Raw genomic sequence first — 20,743 nt, forward strand, 5'->3', positions numbered from 1 at the left:
CACACCGTCCCAGGTAGTTTCTAAGTGCCATATTTGTCACCTATCGCTATGCTAGGTGACAAATATGGCCATGAAGATAGTCCTCTCGATGCGCAATGCTAGCTCGAACGACTCGGTGAACTGGAGCAGGTCAAGGCGTTTCTTTATACAGGGATGATGACATAGGATTATGCTTGCCTAAGACGACTTACCCAAACAGATTGATAAGCAGCGCCAATTAAGACTTGACAAGTGTTATACCATGCCCTATCTCCCGTCCTTAGGACGGGAGATAGGGCATGAAGGAAGTTCTTTGTCCAAAGCATTAAACGCCCTCAGTGAAAAGCTCGACGCTCTGAAACGTCCCGTTATCACTGCGATTGACGTTTATACCGCTATAGATGTGTTGCATCAACCTGAGAACCGAGATGGCCTCTACCTCAGAACGGACGTAGCCACGACAAAAAAGTATGAAACCCTAGCCGCAGGACTGAACAGCGTTCCTGGGTTTCTTGCGACACCCCGACCGGGTGTATGGCGTATGACGCGTTATTCAACCTCAAGTGCAGATGAGATGATTTGTCTGGCCGACCCGTTCACCTATGTGTCTCATTTGTCAGCAATGCGCATTTGGCAGCTGACAAATAGAGTCCCTAACAAGGTGAGCTTTTCACGCCTTCATAGGACACTGATAAAACCGACCTTACAGCGAAATTGGCCCGACCAATGGCCTCAACCCATACTGCCCGCCCAGCCGGAAACACTCGGTCGATTTGGAGACGTTAACCTCACGCCATCAATAACGATTGCAGAAACGAAACACCCGGCGTCAACGGTGGAACTCGGCGGCAGCCATGTACGCGTCACCTCTCAAGCCGCCACTTTCCTCGATATGCTTGCCAGTCCCGCACGTTGTGGAGGGATGGCTCACATCCTGGAGATTTTCGACACACTATTTCTCGAACGTCCCGGACCTATCAGAGAAACATTCATCACGCTTGTCGATACAATTGGATCGCCGATTGTTAAGGTACGAGCGGGACATATCCTGACAGAGCGCCTCGGGCTAAAAGACCCGCAAGTTGAGAGTTGGACACAGTTCGCAGCCCGGGGCGGAAGCCGGAAGCTCGATCCCGAACGACCTTATGCATCGGTCTTCTCTGAACGATGGATGCTATCTCTAAATGTCGAATAACCCGTCCTTCACAACTGTCGATCTGCCTCGCATCAGAGTCGATGTTAGGGACTGGATCCTTGCGGCTCCGAATGCGGATGCCCGTCAGTTGCGGCAGGCTGTCGATATTACTTTGAACGCAATTGCCAGCCTGGACGACCTGGCCCAAAACTGCTCGCTGAAGGGCGGCATACTCATGGGGCTTGCCTATGGCAGCCCGCGTCTTACCGCTGACATTGATCTGTCCATCGGGCACCGACCCAACCCAAAGGATCCGGAGAAGTTCCGCGAACTCCTTGATGGTAACTTTGATTGGATCGCGATGGAACGGGGTCATCCGGATATGGCCCTGAAAGTTGGAACCATCCGCAGGTTGCCACGACGTAAATTTGACGAAGCGGACTTCCCAGGCCTTGGGATCAAAATTCTCTATGCACATAAACGCAACAGTGGACAGATGGCTCGGCTAGACGCGGGGCAAGGCGGCCCTGCTCTATCTATGGACATATCCTTCAACGAACCCGCAAAAACGCTCCAAATCTTATCGCTGACAGAAGAAGCCTCTATTCTGGCTTATGGCCTCGCCGAGCTGATTGCAGAAAAACTACGCGCCTTACTTCAACAAGTCCCGCGGCGACGGGAACGACGACAAGACCCCTATGATATCTGGCATCTAACGCAGACCCAGAAGCTATCAGAGGCTGATCGCGCTCTCATACTAGACAGGCTAATCACAAAGAGCCGATCGCGCGGCATTGATCCTCAGCCCGACAGCTTGTCCAATCCCGAAGTTCGTCGACGCGCATCAGCAAACTGGACATCATTGCAACTTGAATTGGAAGCCGGCGCTCTGCCACCATTTACAATATGCTGGAACGCGACAGAGGCATTATACAAAGCCCTGCCGTGGCCGCAATCGCAGTAAGGTAAGGCGAAAGAAGACATTGCGAGGAGCTTAGCCATCGAATGTTAGAGCCTCCAAATAAGGCATCAGCTTTTTCCAGGCTCCATTGCGTTTCGCGACTTCAGCCAGCGTTCCCGGGAGTATTTTTCGGCTCTCAAGCGCGTTGCGAAGGCTTTCAATAGCAACGGATTTGTCGACGAGCTTAGGATTCCTGAAAGCGTCAGCCAGGCATTTCTCAAGCGTATATATTGGCACATTTACACCTGATATTTTTACACTCGTTTTGTCCTGTGAGAGATAGGGCTCGCGAAACCGTACAAATCTCAGAGGCGGATAACTCATGCGGGAGGCACGGTCTTTGGGTCCAATCGCGATCCAGACTTTCCGTGGGAGTTGGTCTGTGACCTCATAATATGCCAGTGCCGACACAAGACATATTGTAGCTTTGGGAATACGTTTTACCACCTCAACGAATGAGGTGCTCGCATCGATATCAGCATCAGGTAGTTGATACAGGCCTCGAGAGACGCGCTTGACCAGTCCCTTCGAGACGGCGCGCGATAGTGTAGATGGTGTGATGCCATAGCGAACCAGCTCATTCGACCGTGCCATGCTATGGGTCATCAGGAATGCGATGAGCTTGTCTGTTTGTGTCTGTGTTTCGGTCATGGTTCGTTATGTCGGACTATAAAGAATTTTGTCCGACATTTCATACCATATTTTTGCTGGAACAGCTAATCAAAAAGCTGGTGCGAGAGGCAAGGACGCTGGTCAGAAATGTGCCGAAAGTTACAATGAACAGTTTGGAGGCATGCCTTGAAGAACTAAGGGACGACGGCCATACATTTGAACATGAAGCAGCGACGTTGGCATTGTCAATTTGATATGATCGTCCGGCAGTTGGCAGATTGTATACTAGAACGTTCGCGAATTGTTGGGTGAAACATCCAGTTATTATAGAAGGCTTTGACACAGTCAGCCTGTATCAAGCCTCACTCGGCAGCGGGAAAAAGTATGTCGGGCAACCGGGTCACTGTCGGTTTTGCGGTTGCAACGATGATCGTGCGTTCAAGCAAAAGGCACACCTAATTCCGGAAGCCTTGGGAAATAAGTGGCTATTTTCCCGGGACGAATGTGACCACTGCAATTCACTCTTTAGCCTGTACGACCAAGCCCTCGCTGATGCTGTCGGAGCTATCCTGACGTTGGGAGCGACCAAAGGTAAAGGTAATCGTGTTCGTCAGACTGGTAGAAGTCAGGGGAATGCTCGCATCCGGCATCGTCGGGATAGTTTGGGAAAGCGCTCCTTGAGCGTGAGCGGGCGACTTCCAGACAACGACAAACCTATCCGTATCGAGCTGTTTACCGGCACGATGGTTCTTGAAACACGACTTCCTCCGACGCCCTATAGACCCCGCCACGCCTACAAAGCCCTTTGCAAGATGGGTTTGGCACTCGTCCCAAAAGATGAGCTAAAGCATTTCCAGAAACTGAGGAAGTGGTTGCAGGATCCGGCGGATACGCTCGAGTTTCCAGTTCTTCCCGTCACGATAACGTTCGCAATGATCGGCAACGCCCCGCAAATTGCAACCGCAATACTTTTGCGTCGGAGGCGTTCAAACGACCCGAGACCCTACATGTTCTTCATGTTATCGATTGGCTCCCATTGTTTCCTGATCGATCTCATGCCGGACGCATTGGACAATCATATTCCGCCGGTCTTTCGACCTTATTCAGAGCTGTCATACCAAGCGATCATAAATGGAGATGATGGCGACGAAATCGTTATCCAGTACAAGAACCCAGCCTATCTGAACTGGGCTTCGCCTCAAAAGCGACCCCAACCCTTCGAAGCTCTTGAAACCTATATTCAGCGCGACTTTCAGACAGTGGAGTTCAAACTCAGGCTGAGGTTCGATGAAGCGCTAATCTAGAAAATTTTGTTGAGGAAGATGTGCACCTATCCGGACTGACCGAAGTGCGGTATAGGTTTAACTGAAGGAACGAAACAAATCGTTTCCAAGGCTAATTGACCTACAAATTGCCTACATTTTGACCTACAAATTTCGTTGACGAATATTCTAAGTCATTGTATGTAAAGCCAATTAAAGGATCATGCTGGTCTTCAGCGGCGCACCAGATGATAAAGGCGATCAGACCGACTGATGCAGAAACCCGTGCGCGCCGCGCAATCGCAGCTGCAACGGCCATATAAGCGCCAAGCGCCAAAAATACATGGACATAGTTGACCCAAAGACGCACCATATATGCGGGTTCTGCGTGAAGAGCTATGATGCCTTCGAAGCCGTCACCTAGCTGATAAGTGCGAGGCAAATACCACAATAAAAACGTTGTAATTGCTGAAACCATTCCAGCTATGCCAGCAAGAATAAGTGCAGAACGAGGCAGATTATGTTCGCTTAGTTCCTTGTTCATGGCTCTTGCCTTACTATCCTACAATCGTCGCTTCCGTTTTTTCTCTGACCTCGTCCTGTGTGACCCCGGGGGCGAGTTCGACGACTTTGAGGTCACCACCGTCCGTGTCGACATCGAACACGCCGAGATCGGTGATGATCCGATCGACCACGCCAAGCCCGGTCAGCGGCAGGGTACAGGCTTTCAGCAGCTTCGGCTCGCCGCGCTTATTGGTGTGATCCGTGATCACCACCACCCGGCCCACACCGGCAACCAGATCCATCGCGCCGCCCATGCCCTTGACCAGCTTCCCCGGGATCATCCAGTTGGCGAGATCGCCATTCTCGGCCACTTCCATCGCGCCCAAGATCGCCATGGCGATCTTGCCACCCCGGATCATGCCAAAGCTGGTCGCGCTGTCGAAGAAGGCCGTGTGCGGCAGTTCCGTGATCGTTTGCTTGCCCGCATTGATCAGGTCCGCATCTTCCTCGCCAGCAACCGGGAACGGCCCCATGCCGAGCATGCCGTTCTCACTCTGCAGCGTCACGCTCATCCCGTCTGGAATATGGTTCGCCACCAGTGTCGGGATGCCAATACCGAGATTGACATACATGCCGTCTTCAAGCTCCTGCGCCGCACGGGCGGCCATCTGGTTGCGGTCCCAGCCTGTCTTGACTTCAGACATTATACGGCCTCCCGCACGGTTCGCTGTTCGATCCGTTTTTCATGTTCGCCCTGGATCAGGCGGTGCACATAGATGCCTGGCAGGTGGATCACATCGGCGTCCAGCTCACCCGGCTCGACGATCTCTTCCACTTCCATCACGCAGACCTTGCCGCAGGTCGCCGCTGGCAGATTGAAGTTGCGGGCCGTCTTGCGGAAGATCGCATTCCCCGTCCGGTCCGCCTTCCAAGCTTTCACGATTGCGAGGTCTGCCACGATCCCGCGTTCCAGAATATAGTCCTCGCCGTCGAAGCTCTTGACCTCCTTGCCTTCGGCAATGACCGTCCCGACGCCTGTCTTGGTATAGAAGCCCGGTATGCCGGCTCCGCCCGCGCGCATGCGTTCGGCCAGCGTACCTTGCGGGTTGAACTCCAGCTCCAGCTCACCCGACAGATATTGGCGCATGAACTCGGCATTCTCGCCGACATAGGACGATGCCATCTTCTTGATCTGACGCGTCTGCAGCAGCAGACCCAGGCCGAACTCGTCCACGCCCGCATTGTTGGAGTAAACGGTCAGGTCGGTCGTTCCGGCATCCCGGATCGCCGCAATGGACAACTCCGGTATGCCGCACAGGCCAAAACCACCCGCCGCAATCACCATCCCGTCAAACAGCAAACCGTCCAACGCCGAAGATGCATCCGTATAAACCTTGTCGCGCATCTATTATCGCAACACTCTAAAATCGTATAACTTGTTTAGACTATTAATATTGGGCACCAGAATGACGATCATAGATCGTCCAAAACATCTTTGACTATATCTGTGTTTTCAGGATCAATCATACGACACGGCTGGTTAGGTCTGTCATTGCAAGCTATTGGCTCCGGCGTACCAGAGAGGACGCTTTGGAAAGGCACTCTAAGAGTAGACGGTTTTTCGCCACCTGTGATGACTGTTACTGCCCCTGCATAGGGCACAGATGCCAGGTCCCACCCCATATGCGCCGTTGCAACCCAAACCGGGATCAGGTCAAGGCGCAGTCGTGATCCTGCAACCATCCGATGAGCGATCGGGGGAAACGCCATTTCGAACGTATAGGCTTGTCCAGGCTCAAGCGGGATGGACTGTCGATGCGGATGGATCAAACGCCCTTCACGCATTGTCGCCGCTTGGTCGACTTCTCGGTGAGATGCTCGCAAGCCAGTCCGCAGCAGAAAGCTGACATTACCATTAGCCCGTTCTTCGGACAGAATGGCAATCAAATCTGCATCAACAGTGGACACGCTCGCTCGCAGATCAAACCGGATTTCGCCTACCAGTTCCCGGTCTTCATCAACCGGTTCAGAAATAAATGTTACACCATGATCAGCGACTGCCTCGAAGGTCTGCCACGCCGCGTCGTAACGCGTCGAAACCTCAGCGACAGGCTTATCGAATCCTTCTGGCAGATCCGAAATTTCGTAAGTGAACCGACCCTTATCGGGGTCATCCTCTGTCAGCCTTCCATCCGCATTAAGCGCCAGCGTCATGACGTCCATATTTTTGGGTGGCCATGTTTGATAATCCCTAACATATCCAGGCTCTACATCCTTGTTCGTGTCGAAATAGATCCGCACCGCAGACAGTTTATCGACACCATTAGGATCACCTTTGAGCCAATGGTCGAACCACCGAACCAGTTCATCCTTGACCGCCGGCATGCGAGACATGCCATGCCCTCCATTTGTGAGAAGCAGACGCGACGACACTGTCATGTCATCCAGCATCCAGGCTCCGATGGCTGGTGTGTAGCGATCATAGGTGGACAGCATCATCAGCGTCGGAACGTCGATATCGGCCGCTAGGTGATCGGTTGATTGACGTTGATATTGTGGACCATCATGGTGAAAGGACAGCATCTGCAAGGACCGAAAGGCCGATGACAAAGTATGGTCTTCGCGATTGACCTGACAGACCGCATCCATGTTCTCCATGACACGAATGTCCTGCATAGGCTGACCGAAGAGCGACCAACCCAAAGGCGACAGGTAGGTCGGGATACCGCCCATATGGGTCATGCCGGTATAAATGTTCGCATTGAAGGTTTGCGGCGCAATGGCGGCTAGCGAGGGCGGTTTCGTTGCAGCGACATGCCACGCGGCAATCCCACGTGCTGACGGACCGCCCATGCCGACCTTCGGCAAGCTCCAGGGCTGATCCGCAATCCACTCGATCAACTCATACCCATCTCGGGCGAAGCGATCCGAACCCAGATCGAGTGTACCGACGGAACACCCCGTCCCACGCCAATCACCGACCACGACGGCATAACCCGCCTCTAACAAGCGCGGCGCGGGCCGGAAGAAAGGCGACGCAACCGAGTCTCCATAGGGCGAGAAGATAAGAACGGTCGGATATGGGCCAGCGCCATGCATGCCCGGATCCGGCTTCAGCAAGGTCGCAGAGAGAGTTATGTCATCGGACATGGGCACATAATTGTGCATCTCGACGCTGACGCCCTTTGGACTCGCCTGCATCTGCGCCATGCTCGGAGATACCAGACACAAGGACATCAGGCTGAGAACAGCAGCCTTGAACAGTGCAGTGACCTTCAGCAGGCTTATCATGGCTATGCTTCTTTTCTCAGGATCAAACGCTTCCGGCCGATTGTAGGATGGGTGATGCAGGCCAGTTCACGACAGGCCCGCAATTCTGTCTGAGATCATCAGTTTGCTCACCAATTGACGCTGAGGCTCGCGCCAAAGCTCTGCGGGTTGCCGACTGTCGAGAAAATAGTGCTACGATTCTGTGTCAGATATTCTTCATCGAAGAGGTTGTTGACGAATCCGGCAATCGTGAACTGATCCGTGCGATAGCCGACACGAGCGTTGACTACGACATAGGAGTCCAGCCGGTTCGTTGCACGCTCGAACTGAAAACGGTCATCGACGAAAATGCCATTCCCTGAAACAAACAGTCCATTGTCGAAGTCATAGGACCCACGAATCGACCCTGTCCATTTCGGTGCCAAAGCAAACGGATTGCCAGAGAAATCATTATTGCCGGTATTGAACTCGTCAAACTCCGTATCATTATAGCCGATGGATGCAGCCAGATTCAGATTGTCCGTTGGACGGGCAATGATCTCGACTTCAGCTCCCAGCACGGTACTTTCACCGGCATTAACCGTCTTCCCGGAAAATGGATCCGAGAGGTCTTCCTGAAAACCGACCTGCTGGTCTTTCCAGTCAATATAATAGGCGTTCGCGTTGACGATCAGCCGATTGTCGAGCCAGGATGTCCGCAGCGCTGTTTCGTAGTTCCACGTAAACTCCGGATCATAGGGAAACATGATTCCCGTGCTGGCTTGGAAAGAAATACCACCGGTGCGATAGCCACGCTGAACTGTGAAAGCCAAGCTGGCATTGGGATTGAAGTCGTAAGTCAGTCCCGCTTTAGGCAAAAAGACTGTGTCGTTCCCATCCGCGGACTGATCTGCAGTGCTGCCGAGACGGGGCAGGAGCGCGCTGGAAATGGCTCCGATATAGTTCTGTTCCACGGCGCCCAGAACCTGTGGCACGGCCGCAGCCGGGAATCCTGGAATGGATGACAAGGCCCCTTCAAGATCGGTCAAGTAAGACTGGACATCACTAGCCTTCAGCCGTCCGAACGCACCGAAGCGTTCATAGTCATAGGCCTGGTAATCCAGTCGGCCCCCAAGCGACAATGTCCACTGATCTGCTACTCTGTAATCGAAGTCAGCAAAGAGCGCGTAGTTGTCATTTACATATGTGTTCATGTCCCCGAATTGAATTTCGATCGCTTCGGGTGTCGCACTATTGAGTAACGGAACGACCGCAGAGGGCAGTCCAAGAGCCGGGTTACTATAGATGGCCGCCTCGGCTGACGGAATACCCAGACCGGGATTGCCGTCTCGCGTCAGAAAAATGTCGCCAAGTTCACCGAAGTTTTCCAGTTCGAAATCAGATGTAAACAGGAAAGCCCCGGTAACACCGGTCAGGCGATCACTCTCCAGATTGAATCGTAATTCCTGAGACCAAGTTTTTTCGCGCCTATCCCGGAATGCATCTTCGAACAGGATCGGACCGTTGTCACCGTCCTTTTGTCCAAAGAGTTCGGCATCGCTGTAACCGGTCAGCGATGTCACAGACCATTGGTCGTTCAGTTCATAATTCAGCTCGAGAATGGCCTGCTTTGTTTCCCGGTCGTCGAAGACGGGCGTATTGTTCCACCCTTCCCGCAGGAATGGATCTGGATCCGGAACACCAAACCGATTGTCGGCATCATAGACCCCACCAAAACCCTCTTCGGATTCAACGTAGTTGAGCGTGAGCTTGGCTGTGAAAGGAGCATTCGGAGCTTCGTATAGCAACTTGCCGCGAAGGCTCAGAGCCTCGACAAAATCCTGATTGTCGATATTCAGGAAGGGGTTCGTAATGTCACCATCTTCTTCAAAATACTCGACCGAGAGGCGGGCCGACAGCGTATCTGTCAATCCGCCGCCCAAGGCCGCCGCATATTGTCGGCGACCATATTCGGCAAACTCGACCCGAGCCGCGCCTTCAGTCTCTTGCGAGGGATCCTTGGTCTTTACGACAATTGCGCCTGACAATGTGTTGCGACCCAGAACTGTTGATTGTGGCCCACGGAAGACTTCGATCTGCTCGACATCCCAGGCCCGCGTTGGTCCCCCTTGTGTTTGGAACGGGGGGAGGATGACCCCGTCCACATAGATGGACGACAACGGCGCATTGTTCACCAGACCGGCATCGACCGTCTGCGTGAATGTGACGTTGGCGCCCCGTATGGAATAGCCTCGACCCTCCTGGGTCGTGTTGACTCCGGCAACAAGTTCCAAGGCATCGGCCACTGACAAGACGTTGTTCTGATCGAGGACGTCGCCCGTAAACACAGCGACACTGGCATTCACATCCTGCAAATCGCGATCGATCTTCTGACCCGTGACGATGATGACGTCCTCGTCGGAACGATCCTGCGCCTGCGCTGTCAGAGCGAATGATAAAGCCAAAACAGATGCGCCGAGCAATCGGCTCGAAAAAGATGACGTCATAGTTCAATCCCCCAAAGTCATTTTTAGAATAGTATTCTATTTTTATACCGATGTCAAAACTATCCGTCTGAGCGCATCCCGAAGGTCGATCACGCCGCCTACCGACAGGACTTAATCTGGATAGTTAAGGGTAACGACCCGGCCACTTTTCTGGCTCTCGTAAACACCTAGAACAGCGTCCAAAGCGGCTAAGCCGTCATCAAGACCGGCTGCCCAACCGGGCTGAGCCTCGCCCCTTATTGCACGGCCGAATTCCTCGGCCTGAAGACGAAAATGATTTGGATTCGGCAAGGGATCGACGGGTACTTGTCGCAGTCCATCCGCGTCGGCGTGATAGAGACGGTTAGCATAGGGATAAATCCGAAGCGCCCCATCCGATCCGTGAATCGTGAGTATGCATGGGTACGCATCATAACTGCCTGCGCTCACGAAGCCGTCCACGTTCCAGCCCGCCCCTTCCGTAAAGACGCCACTACCGGGCAGAGACAGACCGAACGTCCCTTCATCATAAGACAGGCTGACTAAGGCCCCTCTCTCCAGAGTCATCAGCACGGATTCCGCCAAAGGATGATCTCCGGAAATGTTTCCGCGACCAAAAACGCTGGTGGGGGCAAGCCCTGTGATCCAGCTGATCGCATCGATCAGGTGAACCCCGTGATCGACAAGCCCCATGGGCGTTCCACCCGGTCCGCCTTCCGGATAATGAACAGGAGACAGGCTTTCGACAGCCTCGGCTCCCTGTCCCCCAATCAGACTTTCTGAGCAACATCGGATGACGCCAAGCGCCCCCGATTGCACGATCTCGCGGGCTTCCCGGATTGCTGGCAAAAAACGGTAGGACGCACCGAACTGGAAAGCCCTGCCCGTCTGCAAAACGATATTTCGGATCGCTTCGGCATCGGAGCGGCTCGCCGCGAGCGGCTTCTCGCACAGGACCGGGAGCCCTGCATTCATGGCGACCTTGATCACGGGCAAGTGGAATTGAGGCGGGGTCAGGACCAGAATGCCGTCCAGCGCTTCATTCGCGATCATCGATGTCACATCCGAATATGGCTTCAGCCCGTAATCTGCGGCGGATTTGGATGCCCTGTCCGAATTGATATCCGCCCCTGCCGCCAAGACAAGTCGGTCACTCGCAGCAATGCCGCGCATATGTTCCTGAGCGACTCCGCCAAGCCCGACCAAACCAAGCCGCATCCGTTTCGACATCGGATTAGTTCCGACGCGTCGGCAGGCCCAGAATGCTCCGTGCCTGATCAACTGTCGCAACCGGTCGACCCAGTATGTCGAGCAAATCTGCAGCGCGAGAGACCAATTGGCCATTCGTCGCAAACTCACCCTTGCGAAGATAAAGATTGTCTTCGAGTCCGACCCGGACATTCCCGCCCAGAAGCGCTGATTGCGCCACAACAGGGAACTGGTTCCGCCCGGTTCCCAGTGCGCCCCAGACGGCATTGTCAGGCAAGAGTCCGCGCAGATAGCTCATCGTCTCAGTGTTGGCCGGTGCATTATATTTGATGCCCAGGACAAACTGGAACAGTGGATCGCCATCGAACAGGCCTTCATCCAGAAGCTTTTGCGCCAGCACGATATCTCCGGCCTCGAACACTTCGATTTCAGGTTTGACGCCGAGTTCCTGGAACCGTTTCGCCATCTTCCGGAGCGTATCCGGCGTATTCAGATAGACGACGTCACGCCCGCTCGCGACCTGGTTGGATGTGGTGACATCAAGCGAACACATGTCCGGCCGACAGGCTTCGATATGCTGATAGCGAACTTCCGCCGAGGCCACATCCGTCCCGGGACCCGCACGGCTCTCATCTTCGGGATCCGGATAAAACATGGCCAGACCGCCACATGTCAGATTGATGATCACGTCGGTTCCGGATTGCCGGATACGGTCCGTGATCTCCTCGAACAACGCGACATCCGTATTGCCCTCCCCCGTTTCGGGATCGCGCGTATGGATATGAACGATCGCGGCTCCCGCTTGGGCGGCCTCGATGGATGCGTCTGCAATCTCCTTCGGGGTTACGGGAAAAGCCGGGTGATTTCGATTGAACGCCTCCCCGCCCGTCACTGCACAGGTGATGATGGCAGGGTCAGCGACAGATTCGACGATTGGCATGAAATGCTCCATTATAGAATGTAATTCTATTTTGTCCGTCTGATTCGATCTGTCAATAGAGATTGATGGGTGAACACTCAGCTCAGAGCCGGAACCGGAACCGATTACGGGTGACCATCAATGCCTTCTTGCAAATAGAATTTGATTCTATTACGTTAACGGCAAGTTGGAAAAGACATCCCCTTTATGACGCTACGCATCGCCATCGCCGGAATACTTCTGGAAGCTAACCGCTTCGCCCCGGTTACAGCCCGGGCAGACTTCGACGCTTACCTCATGCAAAGGGGTGAGAGCCTCGGCGCTTTTGCACAGTTGATGGGACTTGCAAGCGCCGCAAATGATGAACTCGACATCGAGTTCGTCCCAATTCTAGTCGCGGGCGCTGAATCCGGTGGCCCACTCGATCATGCGGATTACCTCGAACTGGTCGCTGAAATCGAGACAGGCTTACGTGATAACGGACCGCTCGATGGTGTTTTCCTGTTTGCACACGGGGCCGGCCTGACAACTGAACTCGACGATCTCGATGGAGACTATTTCGGCCGGGTGCGGGCTGTCGTTGGGCCGGACGTGCCTATTGTGGCGGAGCTCGACCTGCATGCCAACTTGTCCGATGCCATGGTTGAACATGCGGATTTGCTTGTCGGATATCGCACTAACCCGCATGTCGATGTAGCCGACAGGGCGAAGGAATGCATTGTTTCGCTCTGTCGCCTGATTGCAGGCGAACGCATCGAGGTCGCCTATCAACGCCTGCCGCTTATCACCTCTCAGATTGCCCAACTCACTGGCCCCGGAACACCCTATCAAGCCGTCATTGATCACGGCGAAGCCCTGCGCGCGAAGCGTGCCGCACTCGCAAACGTTACGCTGCTGTCCGGGTTTTCCTTTGCCGACACCGCCTATAACGGGTTCGCGGTCTATGTTGCGGCATGGGGCGACTCTGATCTCGCCATTTCCACATGTGATGCTCTTGCACGGGACCTCTGGGTCAGACGATCGGATTTCGCGGTCGATCCGATGACCGTAGAGGACGCTGTCCGTCACGAAAAAAGCGCTCAGGCCGGCAACCTTCCTGGCCCTCGCATCTATGCCGACGTCGCGGACAATCCCGGCGGCGGTGGCCGCGGTAATACGATTCATCTCCTCAAAGGATTTCTGGACGCCGGTCTGCCGGGCGTCATCGCCGGAGTCTATTATGACCCTGCCCTCGTTGCGGACGCCAACCGTCAGGGTGAAGGCGCGCACTTTCAGGCTCGCTTCAACAGTGCAGAGCCCAGCCCCCTTTCCGGCACACTGGATTGCCCTGCCATTGTGGAACGCCTTTTCATTGGCGATTTCATCAACGGACCGGGAGTCCAGGCCGGAGAGCGCGTGAAGCTGGGTGAATGCTGTCTGCTATCGCTTGGCGAAGGTCACGTAAAAGTGGTCGTCGTCAGTTATCGCAATCAGGTTTTCAATCCGGGATTCTTCACCTGTGCCGGACTGGACCCGACACGTGCGAAGGCCATCATCGTGAAATCGCGGGGTCATTTCCGAGCCGGGTTCGCAGAGCTTGCCGGGCCTGAAGAGATATTCGAAGTCGATGCACCTGGACTTTGCACGGCAGATATTGCGTCGGTAGAGTGGTCCAACCTGCCAAGCCCGACCTATCCGATGGACATTGACACATCATGGTCGTCCAATGTGATCCTGAAACCCTCACCGAGCGGATCCAATTTGGCAGGAGATGCCGCATGACCTTATTCAAGCGGCCCGACCTTTTCCGGGCGAATAGTCTCGCAACGGTGGCCTTGGTAACCATCGCCTCTGCACTGAGTGCCTGTACGACTGTGACGGACAGGCCAGCCCAGGCCGAAACAACACTGGATTTAACAGAATTCGAAAGGATCTTCGCAACGGCACAGACCGACGCGGATGCGCCCGGTGCATCGATTGCCATTTCAGTTGACGGCGTCACGGTCTGGTCTGACGCATTTGGTCTCGCCAGTGTCGAACTCGACGTCGCAGCGCGGCCAGATACACGCTTTCGGATCGGAAGCACGTCCAAGCCGATGACCGTCACGGTACTGGCCCGTATGGTGGAGCGCGGCGAAGTCGCATGGGACGACACGATCGGCCAGTATTTGCCAAACCTTCCCGAAGCGCTCAAGACAATCACCCTCGCCGAACTCGCGTCAAACCGGTCAGGCATACGCCACTATCGGGACAGAGAGTTCCGCGATGGGGAGCGAGTCTGGTGGCAACATTTTCCAAGTACCGAAAGCAGTCTGAGCCTGTTCAAGGATGATCCGCTCGTCAGCACACCCGGCGACACCTTTCACTACTCCACTTATGGCTGGACACTTCTGGCGGCGGTTCTGGAAGCTGCGGCTGGACAGGATTTTCCGACCCTGTTGCATAAGGACGTCTTTGGCCCGCTGAGGATGACGGACACGCAAATCGATCATGCCTTTCTGTTCGTGCCCAACCGCACTCAATTCTACTGGCGAGCCCCAACGGGCCAGCTGACCAATGCGCCGTTTACGGAAAACTCCTACAAATGGGCCGGCGGCGGGATCGTTTCGACATCGGACGACCTGCTTCGCTTTGCCAATGGATGGCTGGACGGCACGATTGTTCCGCCAGACTTGCGAGAGGTCATGTGGACGAACCAGACTGTCCGAGACGGGACCGAGACTGTTTACGGGCTGGGCTGGTTTGTCGGTTATGACGACGTGATTAGTCGGTTCTCAGACTCGGGTGAGACAGTTCCGGTCGGGTTACGCGGGTTATCCGACGCTGGGATCCATGTGATCGAGCACCGTGGCGGACAGATTGGCGGTTCGACCGTACTCTGGATTTTTCCCGATTTTGACATTGTCGTGACGGGAAGCTGGAACATGACGGGTGAAGGCCGAAAACTTTACGCTGCCACACTGCAGATCGCCTGCCAGACGATTGCGGCGCAGGCCGATGCACCGGAAATCCGCTGCTCAGGTCATTCAGAGTGAACCTCAACGCTCAGCAAAACGACAGACTGAACTGGATCAAGATCGCAGTCATCGGCGTCATGTGCATGGCGCAGACCTTTCCCTACTATCTGGTCAATTCGACGGTCCCGACCCTGTTCCGCGCCGAAGGTCTGGCGCTGGAAGACTTCTGGGCCTTTTCCATCATGACGATTCCCGCCTGGGCGAAATTTCTCTGGGCGCCCTTTGTGGATCGCTATGGCTGGGTGGCCTTCGGTCGCCGAAAATCGTGGATTCTGACCTGTACACTTCTAGGTGTCGCATCGCTCTGGATTCTGATCTTCACTCCGCCATCGACCGAAACCCTGGCTGTCGTGATCGCTATCCTCTTTGTCCATCTGTTGATCATGTCCACGCAGGATATTGCGGTGGATGCCTACACACTCGAAAATCTGACCGAGCATGAACGCGGGGCCGGCTCAGCCTTCAAGGTTTTTGCCGAAGCGGTCGGCGAAGCGCTGGCATTGGGGGGACTGATGTATATCTACACGCGAGTCGTCTTTCCGGGAACGTCGAGCGGCTGGACATCCATGATCCTGGCCGCTGGTTGCGCTCTGATCCTCTTCACGCTTCCTGTATTGATCCGACGTGAACCTCCCATGGCCCCGGAGCTGGAATCGCGGAGAGCGTCCGGAGACCGACCCCGCCTATCGAAATTCTTCGTCCGTCCCGACACGCCCCCGATCATCGCCCTGTTGCTGGTCGGAGGGTTCATCAATTTCATGCTGCCGCCTCTGATCGGACCCCTGCTGGTCGACAAGGGATTTTCCTTGCTGGACGTCGGCATCATTCTCGGAACGGTCACGCCTGTCGCGGCTCCGCTCGGCGCCATTTCGGGCGGTGCGCTGATCACCCGGATTGGATTGAGAACGTCGCTGATGGTTCTGAGTTCCGCCAGCGCGATCGTCGCGGTCTTGGTGGTTGGAGCCGTCGCGAGCGGCCTCGACGTTCCTGCTTGGTTCATGCCGATTTCGGAAACAATTGCGGGCCAGTTTCAAAGCTGGAACAATGGTACAAGGGTGATCTATGCAATCGCCGTTTTCATTCCCGTCGTCTGGATGATCGCGATGACACATATGGTCTTTACCGTGTCCCGCATGGGCTGGGCGTCTCGGACACAGGCGGGAACGGACTTCACACTGCATGGTGCATTCTACAATATCGGTCGCACATTGGCCGTCGCCATCAGCCCTTTCATCGCCGCATTCTTCGGCTGGGCCGTCTTTACCGCCGTTCTCGGTTTCCTGCTGACTGGACTGGCTCTCGCCTACTGGATCATCTTGCCGGGGCTGGAACGCGTGTGCGATCGCCGCCGGATCAGCGAAGGTGAACTTTTACTCGAACCGAGCTGATGGACATGACGACGCCTTTTTCGGACCTCACAACACCTGCCCTATTACTGCAACGCGACCGACTGGTTCGGAATGCACATGATGCGTTGGCCCGCGCCCACCATCTAGGCGTGATGTTGAGGCCGCATTTCAAAACGGCCAAATCTGTTGAAGTGGCACAGCTCATGCTCGGTCAGAATATGGACCGGATGGCTGTCTCGACCCTGCCTGAAATCACCATGCTCTTTGCGGCCGGCATTCGCAACATCCGCTACACCTCGCCCTTTGACCCTACCAAGTTGAATGGCTTGCAGGATATGTTGCGCGCCGGACTTGAACTGGAAATCCTGGTCGATGACCGCAGCGCCATCGAAGCGATCTCGAACCAGGCAGACCGTCTGCGCGTCTCGGTCGGCTTGATCGTGGAAGTCGACGTTGATGGGTATCGCGCGGGCCTTCCGGCACAGGGCGATGTCCTGAGTTCCATCGCGAAATCAATCACCGATGCGCCGGGCATATCCTTCGTCGGCCTCTACAGCTTTGCCGGGCAGACTTACCGGCTTGCCGACCGCAAGGACCGCCAAGCCCTGATCGAACGTCATCGCGCAACGCTGGTGTCTTTTGCGAGCGCTCTCGAGAAACAGGGTTTGCCTTGTGCGACGCTGGGTATCGGATCTTCACCGGTTCTGGCGGACGCAGTTCACCTGGACGGGCTGACGGAAGTCTGCGCCGGCGTTTACTGTTTTCAGGATCTGACACAGGCGGGCATCGGAGCCGCACAGATCGACGATCTTGCGGTAAGCGTCTTGGCAACTGTCACTCAACGCAAATCCGACGACGGACGCATCTTTATCGACGCCGGCGGGCTGGCTCTGTCGCAGGACCGCAGCACGCGCGGACAGTCGGTCGATCAGGGTTATGGTCTGGTCTGTGATGCGTTGACGGGCAGGCCCGTGGGAGACGGTGACATCATCGTGGCTCGCACCAGTCAGGAACACGGTGTTCTGATGCGACGTGATGGCCGCTCAGCACCCGCAGAACTATTCCCTATCGGGCGGCGCGTCAGGATTCTGCCAAACCATGTTTGCATGATGGCGGCCGCCTATCCTGCCTATACCGTCATTGATGGCGACAAGAGCGCTGAGAGATGGGAACGGGCTACAGGTTGGACCCTCTAACCCGCCGCATCGGAAACCGGCAGCGGCAGCGTTTTCAACATTTCCGAAATCGACTTGAACGCAGGGTTTTTGGCGGTTCCGAGACATTCAAACATCGCCATTTCGGTCGTGATTGGAACGACACCCTGATTTCCGAGGCGTCGCATCGCGATAGAGCGGTCCGGCATGCGGCGCGAACTGATCGCCGACCAGACGCAGAAAACCTCATAGCCGAGTACGACCGCATCCAGAGCCGTCTGTAGAACGCAGACATGCGCCTCGCATCCCGCAAGAACAAGCTGATCGCGGCCAGCCTCACGGGCTGTTGCAAGGTGATCGCGCATGGCACCATCCGCTAGTACCGAGAAATCCGTCTTGGACATCACTCTCGCCGCATTTGCCTCGACCAGCGATGGCACGTTGAGCGCGCTGACCGTCGAACCGAGACCTGATGGATATTGCTCGCTGATCAGAATGGGCACATCCAGTTTACGAGCTGCACCTGTCAGCGCCGCACAGTGCGCAATCATCCGATCAGATTGCGACAAGGCCGGGATGAGCCGGTCCTGAACATCGATAATGATAAGATGCGCGCGAGCTGGATCAATCATGGCTTTACCTTGAGGCAATTGGGTAATAATAGAATTTAATTCTATTATCTACGGAAGCTTTCCCATGTCCATGCCTGACTCGCCGATTCTGATCATCGATGAAACCATGGCGCGCCAAGCCGTGTCCCGAGCCGATGCCTTTCTAGCCGTGAAGAACACGTTCGCTGCAATGGCCGCAGGTCAGGCCCGCAACTTCCCGGTGACACGGGAAGCCTTGGAGGACCAAGCCGCCTTGTTCGGTTTCAAATCCGGTTATGATGCGGCGAATGGCAGTCTGGGGCTGAAAGCCGGCGGCTATTGGTCGAAAAACTCGCATCAAGGCCTGGACAATCACCAGAGCAGCGTCCTTCTCTTCGAACCGAAGACCGGACGTCTCGAAGCTGTTGTGTCCGGTAACTATCTGACGGCTACACGAACAGCGGCGGCCAGCGCAGTCTCTATCGATCTGCTGGCGCGCGAGGACTCGAAAACACTTTCCATCGTGGGCTCCGGCAAACAGGCGGAGTCGCAAATCCAGGCAGCCTTGGACATTCGAGACTTCCAGATCATCCACATCGCCAACCGCACGCGGGAGAAAGCCGAGCGACTAGCCGACACATTGCGCGAAACCGGTTTGGAGATTTTCGTCAGCTCGATCGAGCAAGCCTGCCGACAGGCGGATGTGCTGATTACGATCGTATCTGCCTTCGAGCCCGTCGTTCAGACCGACTGGATAAAGATGGGCACACATATCGCCGCCATGGGGACGGACACAGTTGGAAAACAGGAGCTCGATCCAGCTCTGTTCGGCCAAGCGCGTATCTATGCTGACGAAATCCCGCAGTCGGCGCATCTGGGTGAGGCCCAACACGCGGTTCAGCAAGGCATCCTGTCATCCGAGCAGATCACAGCGATCGGCGAAGCCATCAATGATCCTTCGAAAGGACGACAGACAGAGTCCGAGATCACCCTCTTCGATGGAACGGGCGTGGGTCTACAGGATCTGGCTGTCGCGCGACTGGCTGTCGCCCACACTCGCCGGACGGCAAGCTAGTTCATGCCGGGACGGCCTGTCCCGATAGATTTGCGGTCTCTGCTTACGAGCCTCGCGGTCATCCTTTCATCTGCGTTGCCGGCGGCTGCGGACCCATTGAGTGTGAACACGCTGTTCCAGCTTGATGGTTACCACGGCGACAATCCGTCAGACGCGCCGCGTACAGACATCCGCCGAGCTCGGATCGGCGTTTCGTCTCGTCTCACCAATTCATTCACGGCAACCGCAGGATTTGAGTATGGCAGCGGGGAAATCGTTTGGGAAAATGCATTTCTGGCCTGGACACCTCAACCGCATCTGTCCCTGTTCGCAGGACATATTGAAGCGCCCCTTTCATTCGAAGACGAGACGAGCGATTCCGCCGCGACTTTTCTGGAACGTGCCTCTCTGAATAGTCTGACCTTTGGTCGATCACTCGGATTTGGTGCGCGCTGGGCCGATGATTACATCCGCTTCGAAACATCCGTGACAGGAGAGCCCGGTACGAACTCAGCCTTTGGCGATGACAAAGCACTACGTCTGGCCGTGCGGACTGACATTTTCGACATGAATGGCGATAGCGGGTGGTTTCTCGGCGCCTCCTACGGTCATGAGGAGAGGGGTCTCGCCCAGCCCGTCATCAGCGCTCTGGGTGCAGAACTCGCACCCCTTGAGAGCCGCGCCGTACCAGCGGGACTTTATTTCGATCAGAGCCGTTACCGAGGCGTGGAAGCCTTTGTACAGACGGGCCCGGTGTCGATTTCGGGCGAATATGCAGCACGCAATTTCAATATGAATGGCACCATGTCTGCGCGTCAGGATGCTGCCTACATCAAGATCGCCTGGTTCCTGACGGGGGAAATGCACCAACGCGATATGATGGAAGGCCGTCTGATCGGCATCACACCGCTTAGCCGTTTTGGGGCAGTCGAGGCCGCAGCGCGCATAAGCCAATCGCACCTACGTGTCCCGGTCCTCGAAACGCGGACAAGCTATACGTTGGGCCTGAACTGGTATCTCGGACGCCGGGATCGCCTCATGCTCAATCTCGTGCATGACGCCCCCGATTATGGCCCCTCCGAGACGTCGATCGGTCTGCGATGGCAGATGGCGATCACCCTATTCTAGCTTCGTTATCACCCACCCGTCCCTGAAAGGATATTCCATGCAACAGACCCGTTTAACACTCTCTATCCTGAGTTTGATGATGTTACCTTTGGCGACAACGGCACTGGCAACAGATCCAGGTTCAACCGACGAAGTCTCAACGAACATACCCATTCA

At 55.3% G+C, this 20,743-nt stretch carries 18 protein-coding genes; 9 read left to right on the forward strand and 9 right to left on the reverse strand.

Features of this window, described 5'->3' with window-relative positions; translation table 11 throughout:
- Positions 1–292 precede the first annotated feature (292 nt).
- Together AB6B39_RS14030 and AB6B39_RS14035 are read left to right on the forward strand one after the other, a co-directional pair.
- Entirely contained in the window at positions 293–1,174 is an 882-nt protein-coding gene (locus AB6B39_RS14030; RefSeq protein ID WP_284372701.1) for a hypothetical protein, read from the forward strand.
- Positions 1,164–2,078 (forward strand): nucleotidyl transferase AbiEii/AbiGii toxin family protein, encoded by a 915-nt coding sequence (locus AB6B39_RS14035; protein ID WP_284372699.1) that lies wholly within the window; start codon positions 1,164–1,166, stop codon positions 2,076–2,078. The genes AB6B39_RS14030 and AB6B39_RS14035 overlap by 11 nt, the downstream gene beginning before the upstream one ends.
- Before the next feature lie 30 nt (positions 2,079–2,108).
- Here the strand turns inward: AB6B39_RS14035 and AB6B39_RS14040 are convergent, their stop codons facing one another.
- A complete protein-coding gene (locus AB6B39_RS14040) occupies positions 2,109–2,726 on the reverse strand; it encodes a type IV toxin-antitoxin system AbiEi family antitoxin domain-containing protein (RefSeq protein WP_284372697.1) in 618 nt (205 codons plus the stop codon).
- Positions 2,727–2,995: 269 nt separating this feature from the next.
- Between AB6B39_RS14040 and AB6B39_RS14045 the strand changes: the two genes are divergently transcribed.
- Positions 2,996–3,991, forward strand: a complete 996-nt coding sequence (locus AB6B39_RS14045) for a hypothetical protein (protein ID WP_284372695.1) — start codon at positions 2,996–2,998, stop codon at positions 3,989–3,991.
- Between the two features lie 100 nt (positions 3,992–4,091).
- Here AB6B39_RS14045 and AB6B39_RS14050 read toward each other — a convergent pair whose 3' ends face one another.
- The 7 genes from AB6B39_RS14050 to AB6B39_RS14080 all read right to left on the reverse strand — a co-directional run bounded on the left by AB6B39_RS14050 (position 4,092) and on the right by AB6B39_RS14080 (position 12,337).
- Entirely contained in the window at positions 4,092–4,493 is a 402-nt protein-coding gene (locus AB6B39_RS14050; protein ID WP_284372693.1) for a hypothetical protein, read from the reverse strand.
- Between the two features lie 13 nt (positions 4,494–4,506).
- Positions 4,507–5,157, reverse strand: coding sequence for a CoA transferase subunit B (locus AB6B39_RS14055; protein WP_284372691.1), 651 nt, complete (start codon positions 5,155–5,157; stop codon positions 4,507–4,509).
- Positions 5,157–5,858, reverse strand: a complete 702-nt coding sequence (locus AB6B39_RS14060; RefSeq protein ID WP_284372689.1) for a CoA transferase subunit A — start codon at positions 5,856–5,858, stop codon at positions 5,157–5,159. The genes AB6B39_RS14055 and AB6B39_RS14060 overlap by 1 nt, the downstream gene beginning before the upstream one ends.
- A 68-nt stretch (positions 5,859–5,926) precedes the next feature.
- Positions 5,927–7,744, reverse strand: coding sequence for a CocE/NonD family hydrolase (locus tag AB6B39_RS14065; protein ID WP_284372687.1), 1,818 nt, complete (start codon positions 7,742–7,744; stop codon positions 5,927–5,929).
- Between the two features lie 107 nt (positions 7,745–7,851).
- The gene (locus tag AB6B39_RS14070) at positions 7,852–10,209 is read right to left on the reverse strand and encodes a TonB-dependent receptor (protein WP_284372684.1); all 2,358 of its coding nucleotides are present in this window, start codon (positions 10,207–10,209) and stop codon (positions 7,852–7,854) included.
- A 111-nt stretch (positions 10,210–10,320) separates the two neighbouring features.
- Positions 10,321–11,418 (reverse strand): Gfo/Idh/MocA family protein, encoded by a 1,098-nt coding sequence (locus AB6B39_RS14075; protein WP_284372681.1) that lies wholly within the window; start codon positions 11,416–11,418, stop codon positions 10,321–10,323.
- Positions 11,419–11,422: 4 nt separating this feature from the next.
- Positions 11,423–12,337, reverse strand: a complete 915-nt coding sequence (locus AB6B39_RS14080; RefSeq protein WP_284372679.1) for a 3-keto-5-aminohexanoate cleavage protein — start codon at positions 12,335–12,337, stop codon at positions 11,423–11,425.
- A gap of 186 nt (positions 12,338–12,523) precedes the next feature.
- Here AB6B39_RS14080 and AB6B39_RS14085 point away from each other — a divergent pair, with 186 nt between their 5' ends.
- Genes AB6B39_RS14085 through AB6B39_RS14100 form a run of 4 tightly spaced genes read left to right on the forward strand, consistent with a single transcriptional unit; the run spans position 12,524 to position 17,857 of the window.
- The gene (locus tag AB6B39_RS14085) at positions 12,524–14,077 is read left to right on the forward strand and encodes a M81 family metallopeptidase (RefSeq protein WP_284372678.1); all 1,554 of its coding nucleotides are present in this window, start codon (positions 12,524–12,526) and stop codon (positions 14,075–14,077) included.
- On the forward strand, positions 14,074–15,330 hold the full coding sequence (locus AB6B39_RS14090) for a serine hydrolase domain-containing protein (RefSeq protein ID WP_284372676.1): 1,257 nt from the start codon (positions 14,074–14,076) through the stop codon (positions 15,328–15,330). The genes AB6B39_RS14085 and AB6B39_RS14090 overlap by 4 nt, the downstream gene beginning before the upstream one ends.
- Entirely contained in the window at positions 15,327–16,700 is a 1,374-nt protein-coding gene (locus AB6B39_RS14095; protein ID WP_284372674.1) for an MFS transporter, read from the forward strand. Before AB6B39_RS14090 ends, AB6B39_RS14095 begins: the two co-directional genes overlap by 4 nt.
- A 5-nt stretch (positions 16,701–16,705) precedes the next feature.
- The gene (locus tag AB6B39_RS14100) at positions 16,706–17,857 is read left to right on the forward strand and encodes an alanine racemase (RefSeq protein ID WP_284372672.1); all 1,152 of its coding nucleotides are present in this window, start codon (positions 16,706–16,708) and stop codon (positions 17,855–17,857) included.
- Here the strand turns inward: AB6B39_RS14100 and AB6B39_RS14105 are convergent.
- On the reverse strand, positions 17,854–18,447 hold the full coding sequence (locus AB6B39_RS14105; protein ID WP_284372670.1) for an isochorismatase family protein: 594 nt from the start codon (positions 18,445–18,447) through the stop codon (positions 17,854–17,856). The genes AB6B39_RS14100 and AB6B39_RS14105 overlap by 4 nt on opposite strands.
- A gap of 64 nt (positions 18,448–18,511) precedes the next feature.
- Between AB6B39_RS14105 and AB6B39_RS14110 the strand changes: the two genes are divergently transcribed.
- Positions 18,512–19,480, forward strand: coding sequence for an ornithine cyclodeaminase family protein (locus AB6B39_RS14110; protein WP_284372668.1), 969 nt, complete (start codon positions 18,512–18,514; stop codon positions 19,478–19,480).
- Positions 19,481–19,582: 102 nt separating this feature from the next.
- Entirely contained in the window at positions 19,583–20,587 is a 1,005-nt protein-coding gene (locus tag AB6B39_RS14115; RefSeq protein WP_371398635.1) for a porin, read from the forward strand.
- Positions 20,588–20,743: the final 156 nt, after the last annotated feature.

It is taken from the genome of Algimonas porphyrae (assembly GCF_041429795.1).
Lineage (GTDB): Bacteria > Pseudomonadota > Alphaproteobacteria > Caulobacterales > Maricaulaceae > Litorimonas > Litorimonas porphyrae.

Coding starts and splice junctions, on each gene's coding strand:
- AB6B39_RS14040 (WP_284372697.1), bottom strand. CDS start 2,726: ATGACCGAAACACAGACACAAACAGACAAGCTCATCGCATTCCTGATG.
- AB6B39_RS14070 (WP_284372684.1), bottom strand. CDS start 10,209: ATGACGTCATCTTTTTCGAGCCGATTGCTCGGCGCATCTGTTTTGGCT.
- AB6B39_RS14075 (WP_284372681.1), bottom strand. CDS start 11,418: ATGTCGAAACGGATGCGGCTTGGTTTGGTCGGGCTTGGCGGAGTCGCT.
- AB6B39_RS14035 (WP_284372699.1), top strand. CDS start 1,164: ATGTCGAATAACCCGTCCTTCACAACTGTCGATCTGCCTCGCATCAGA.
- AB6B39_RS14080 (WP_284372679.1), bottom strand. CDS start 12,337: ATGCCAATCGTCGAATCTGTCGCTGACCCTGCCATCATCACCTGTGCA.
- AB6B39_RS14085 (WP_284372678.1), top strand. CDS start 12,524: ATGACGCTACGCATCGCCATCGCCGGAATACTTCTGGAAGCTAACCGC.
- AB6B39_RS14055 (WP_284372691.1), bottom strand. CDS start 5,157: ATGTCTGAAGTCAAGACAGGCTGGGACCGCAACCAGATGGCCGCCCGT.
- AB6B39_RS14065 (WP_284372687.1), bottom strand. CDS start 7,744: ATGATAAGCCTGCTGAAGGTCACTGCACTGTTCAAGGCTGCTGTTCTC.
- AB6B39_RS14105 (WP_284372670.1), bottom strand. CDS start 18,447: ATGATTGATCCAGCTCGCGCGCATCTTATCATTATCGATGTTCAGGAC.
- AB6B39_RS14090 (WP_284372676.1), top strand. CDS start 14,074: ATGACCTTATTCAAGCGGCCCGACCTTTTCCGGGCGAATAGTCTCGCA.
- AB6B39_RS14100 (WP_284372672.1), top strand. CDS start 16,706: ATGACGACGCCTTTTTCGGACCTCACAACACCTGCCCTATTACTGCAA.
- AB6B39_RS14060 (WP_284372689.1), bottom strand. CDS start 5,858: ATGCGCGACAAGGTTTATACGGATGCATCTTCGGCGTTGGACGGTTTG.
- AB6B39_RS14050 (WP_284372693.1), bottom strand. CDS start 4,493: ATGAACAAGGAACTAAGCGAACATAATCTGCCTCGTTCTGCACTTATT.
- AB6B39_RS14110 (WP_284372668.1), top strand. CDS start 18,512: ATGTCCATGCCTGACTCGCCGATTCTGATCATCGATGAAACCATGGCG.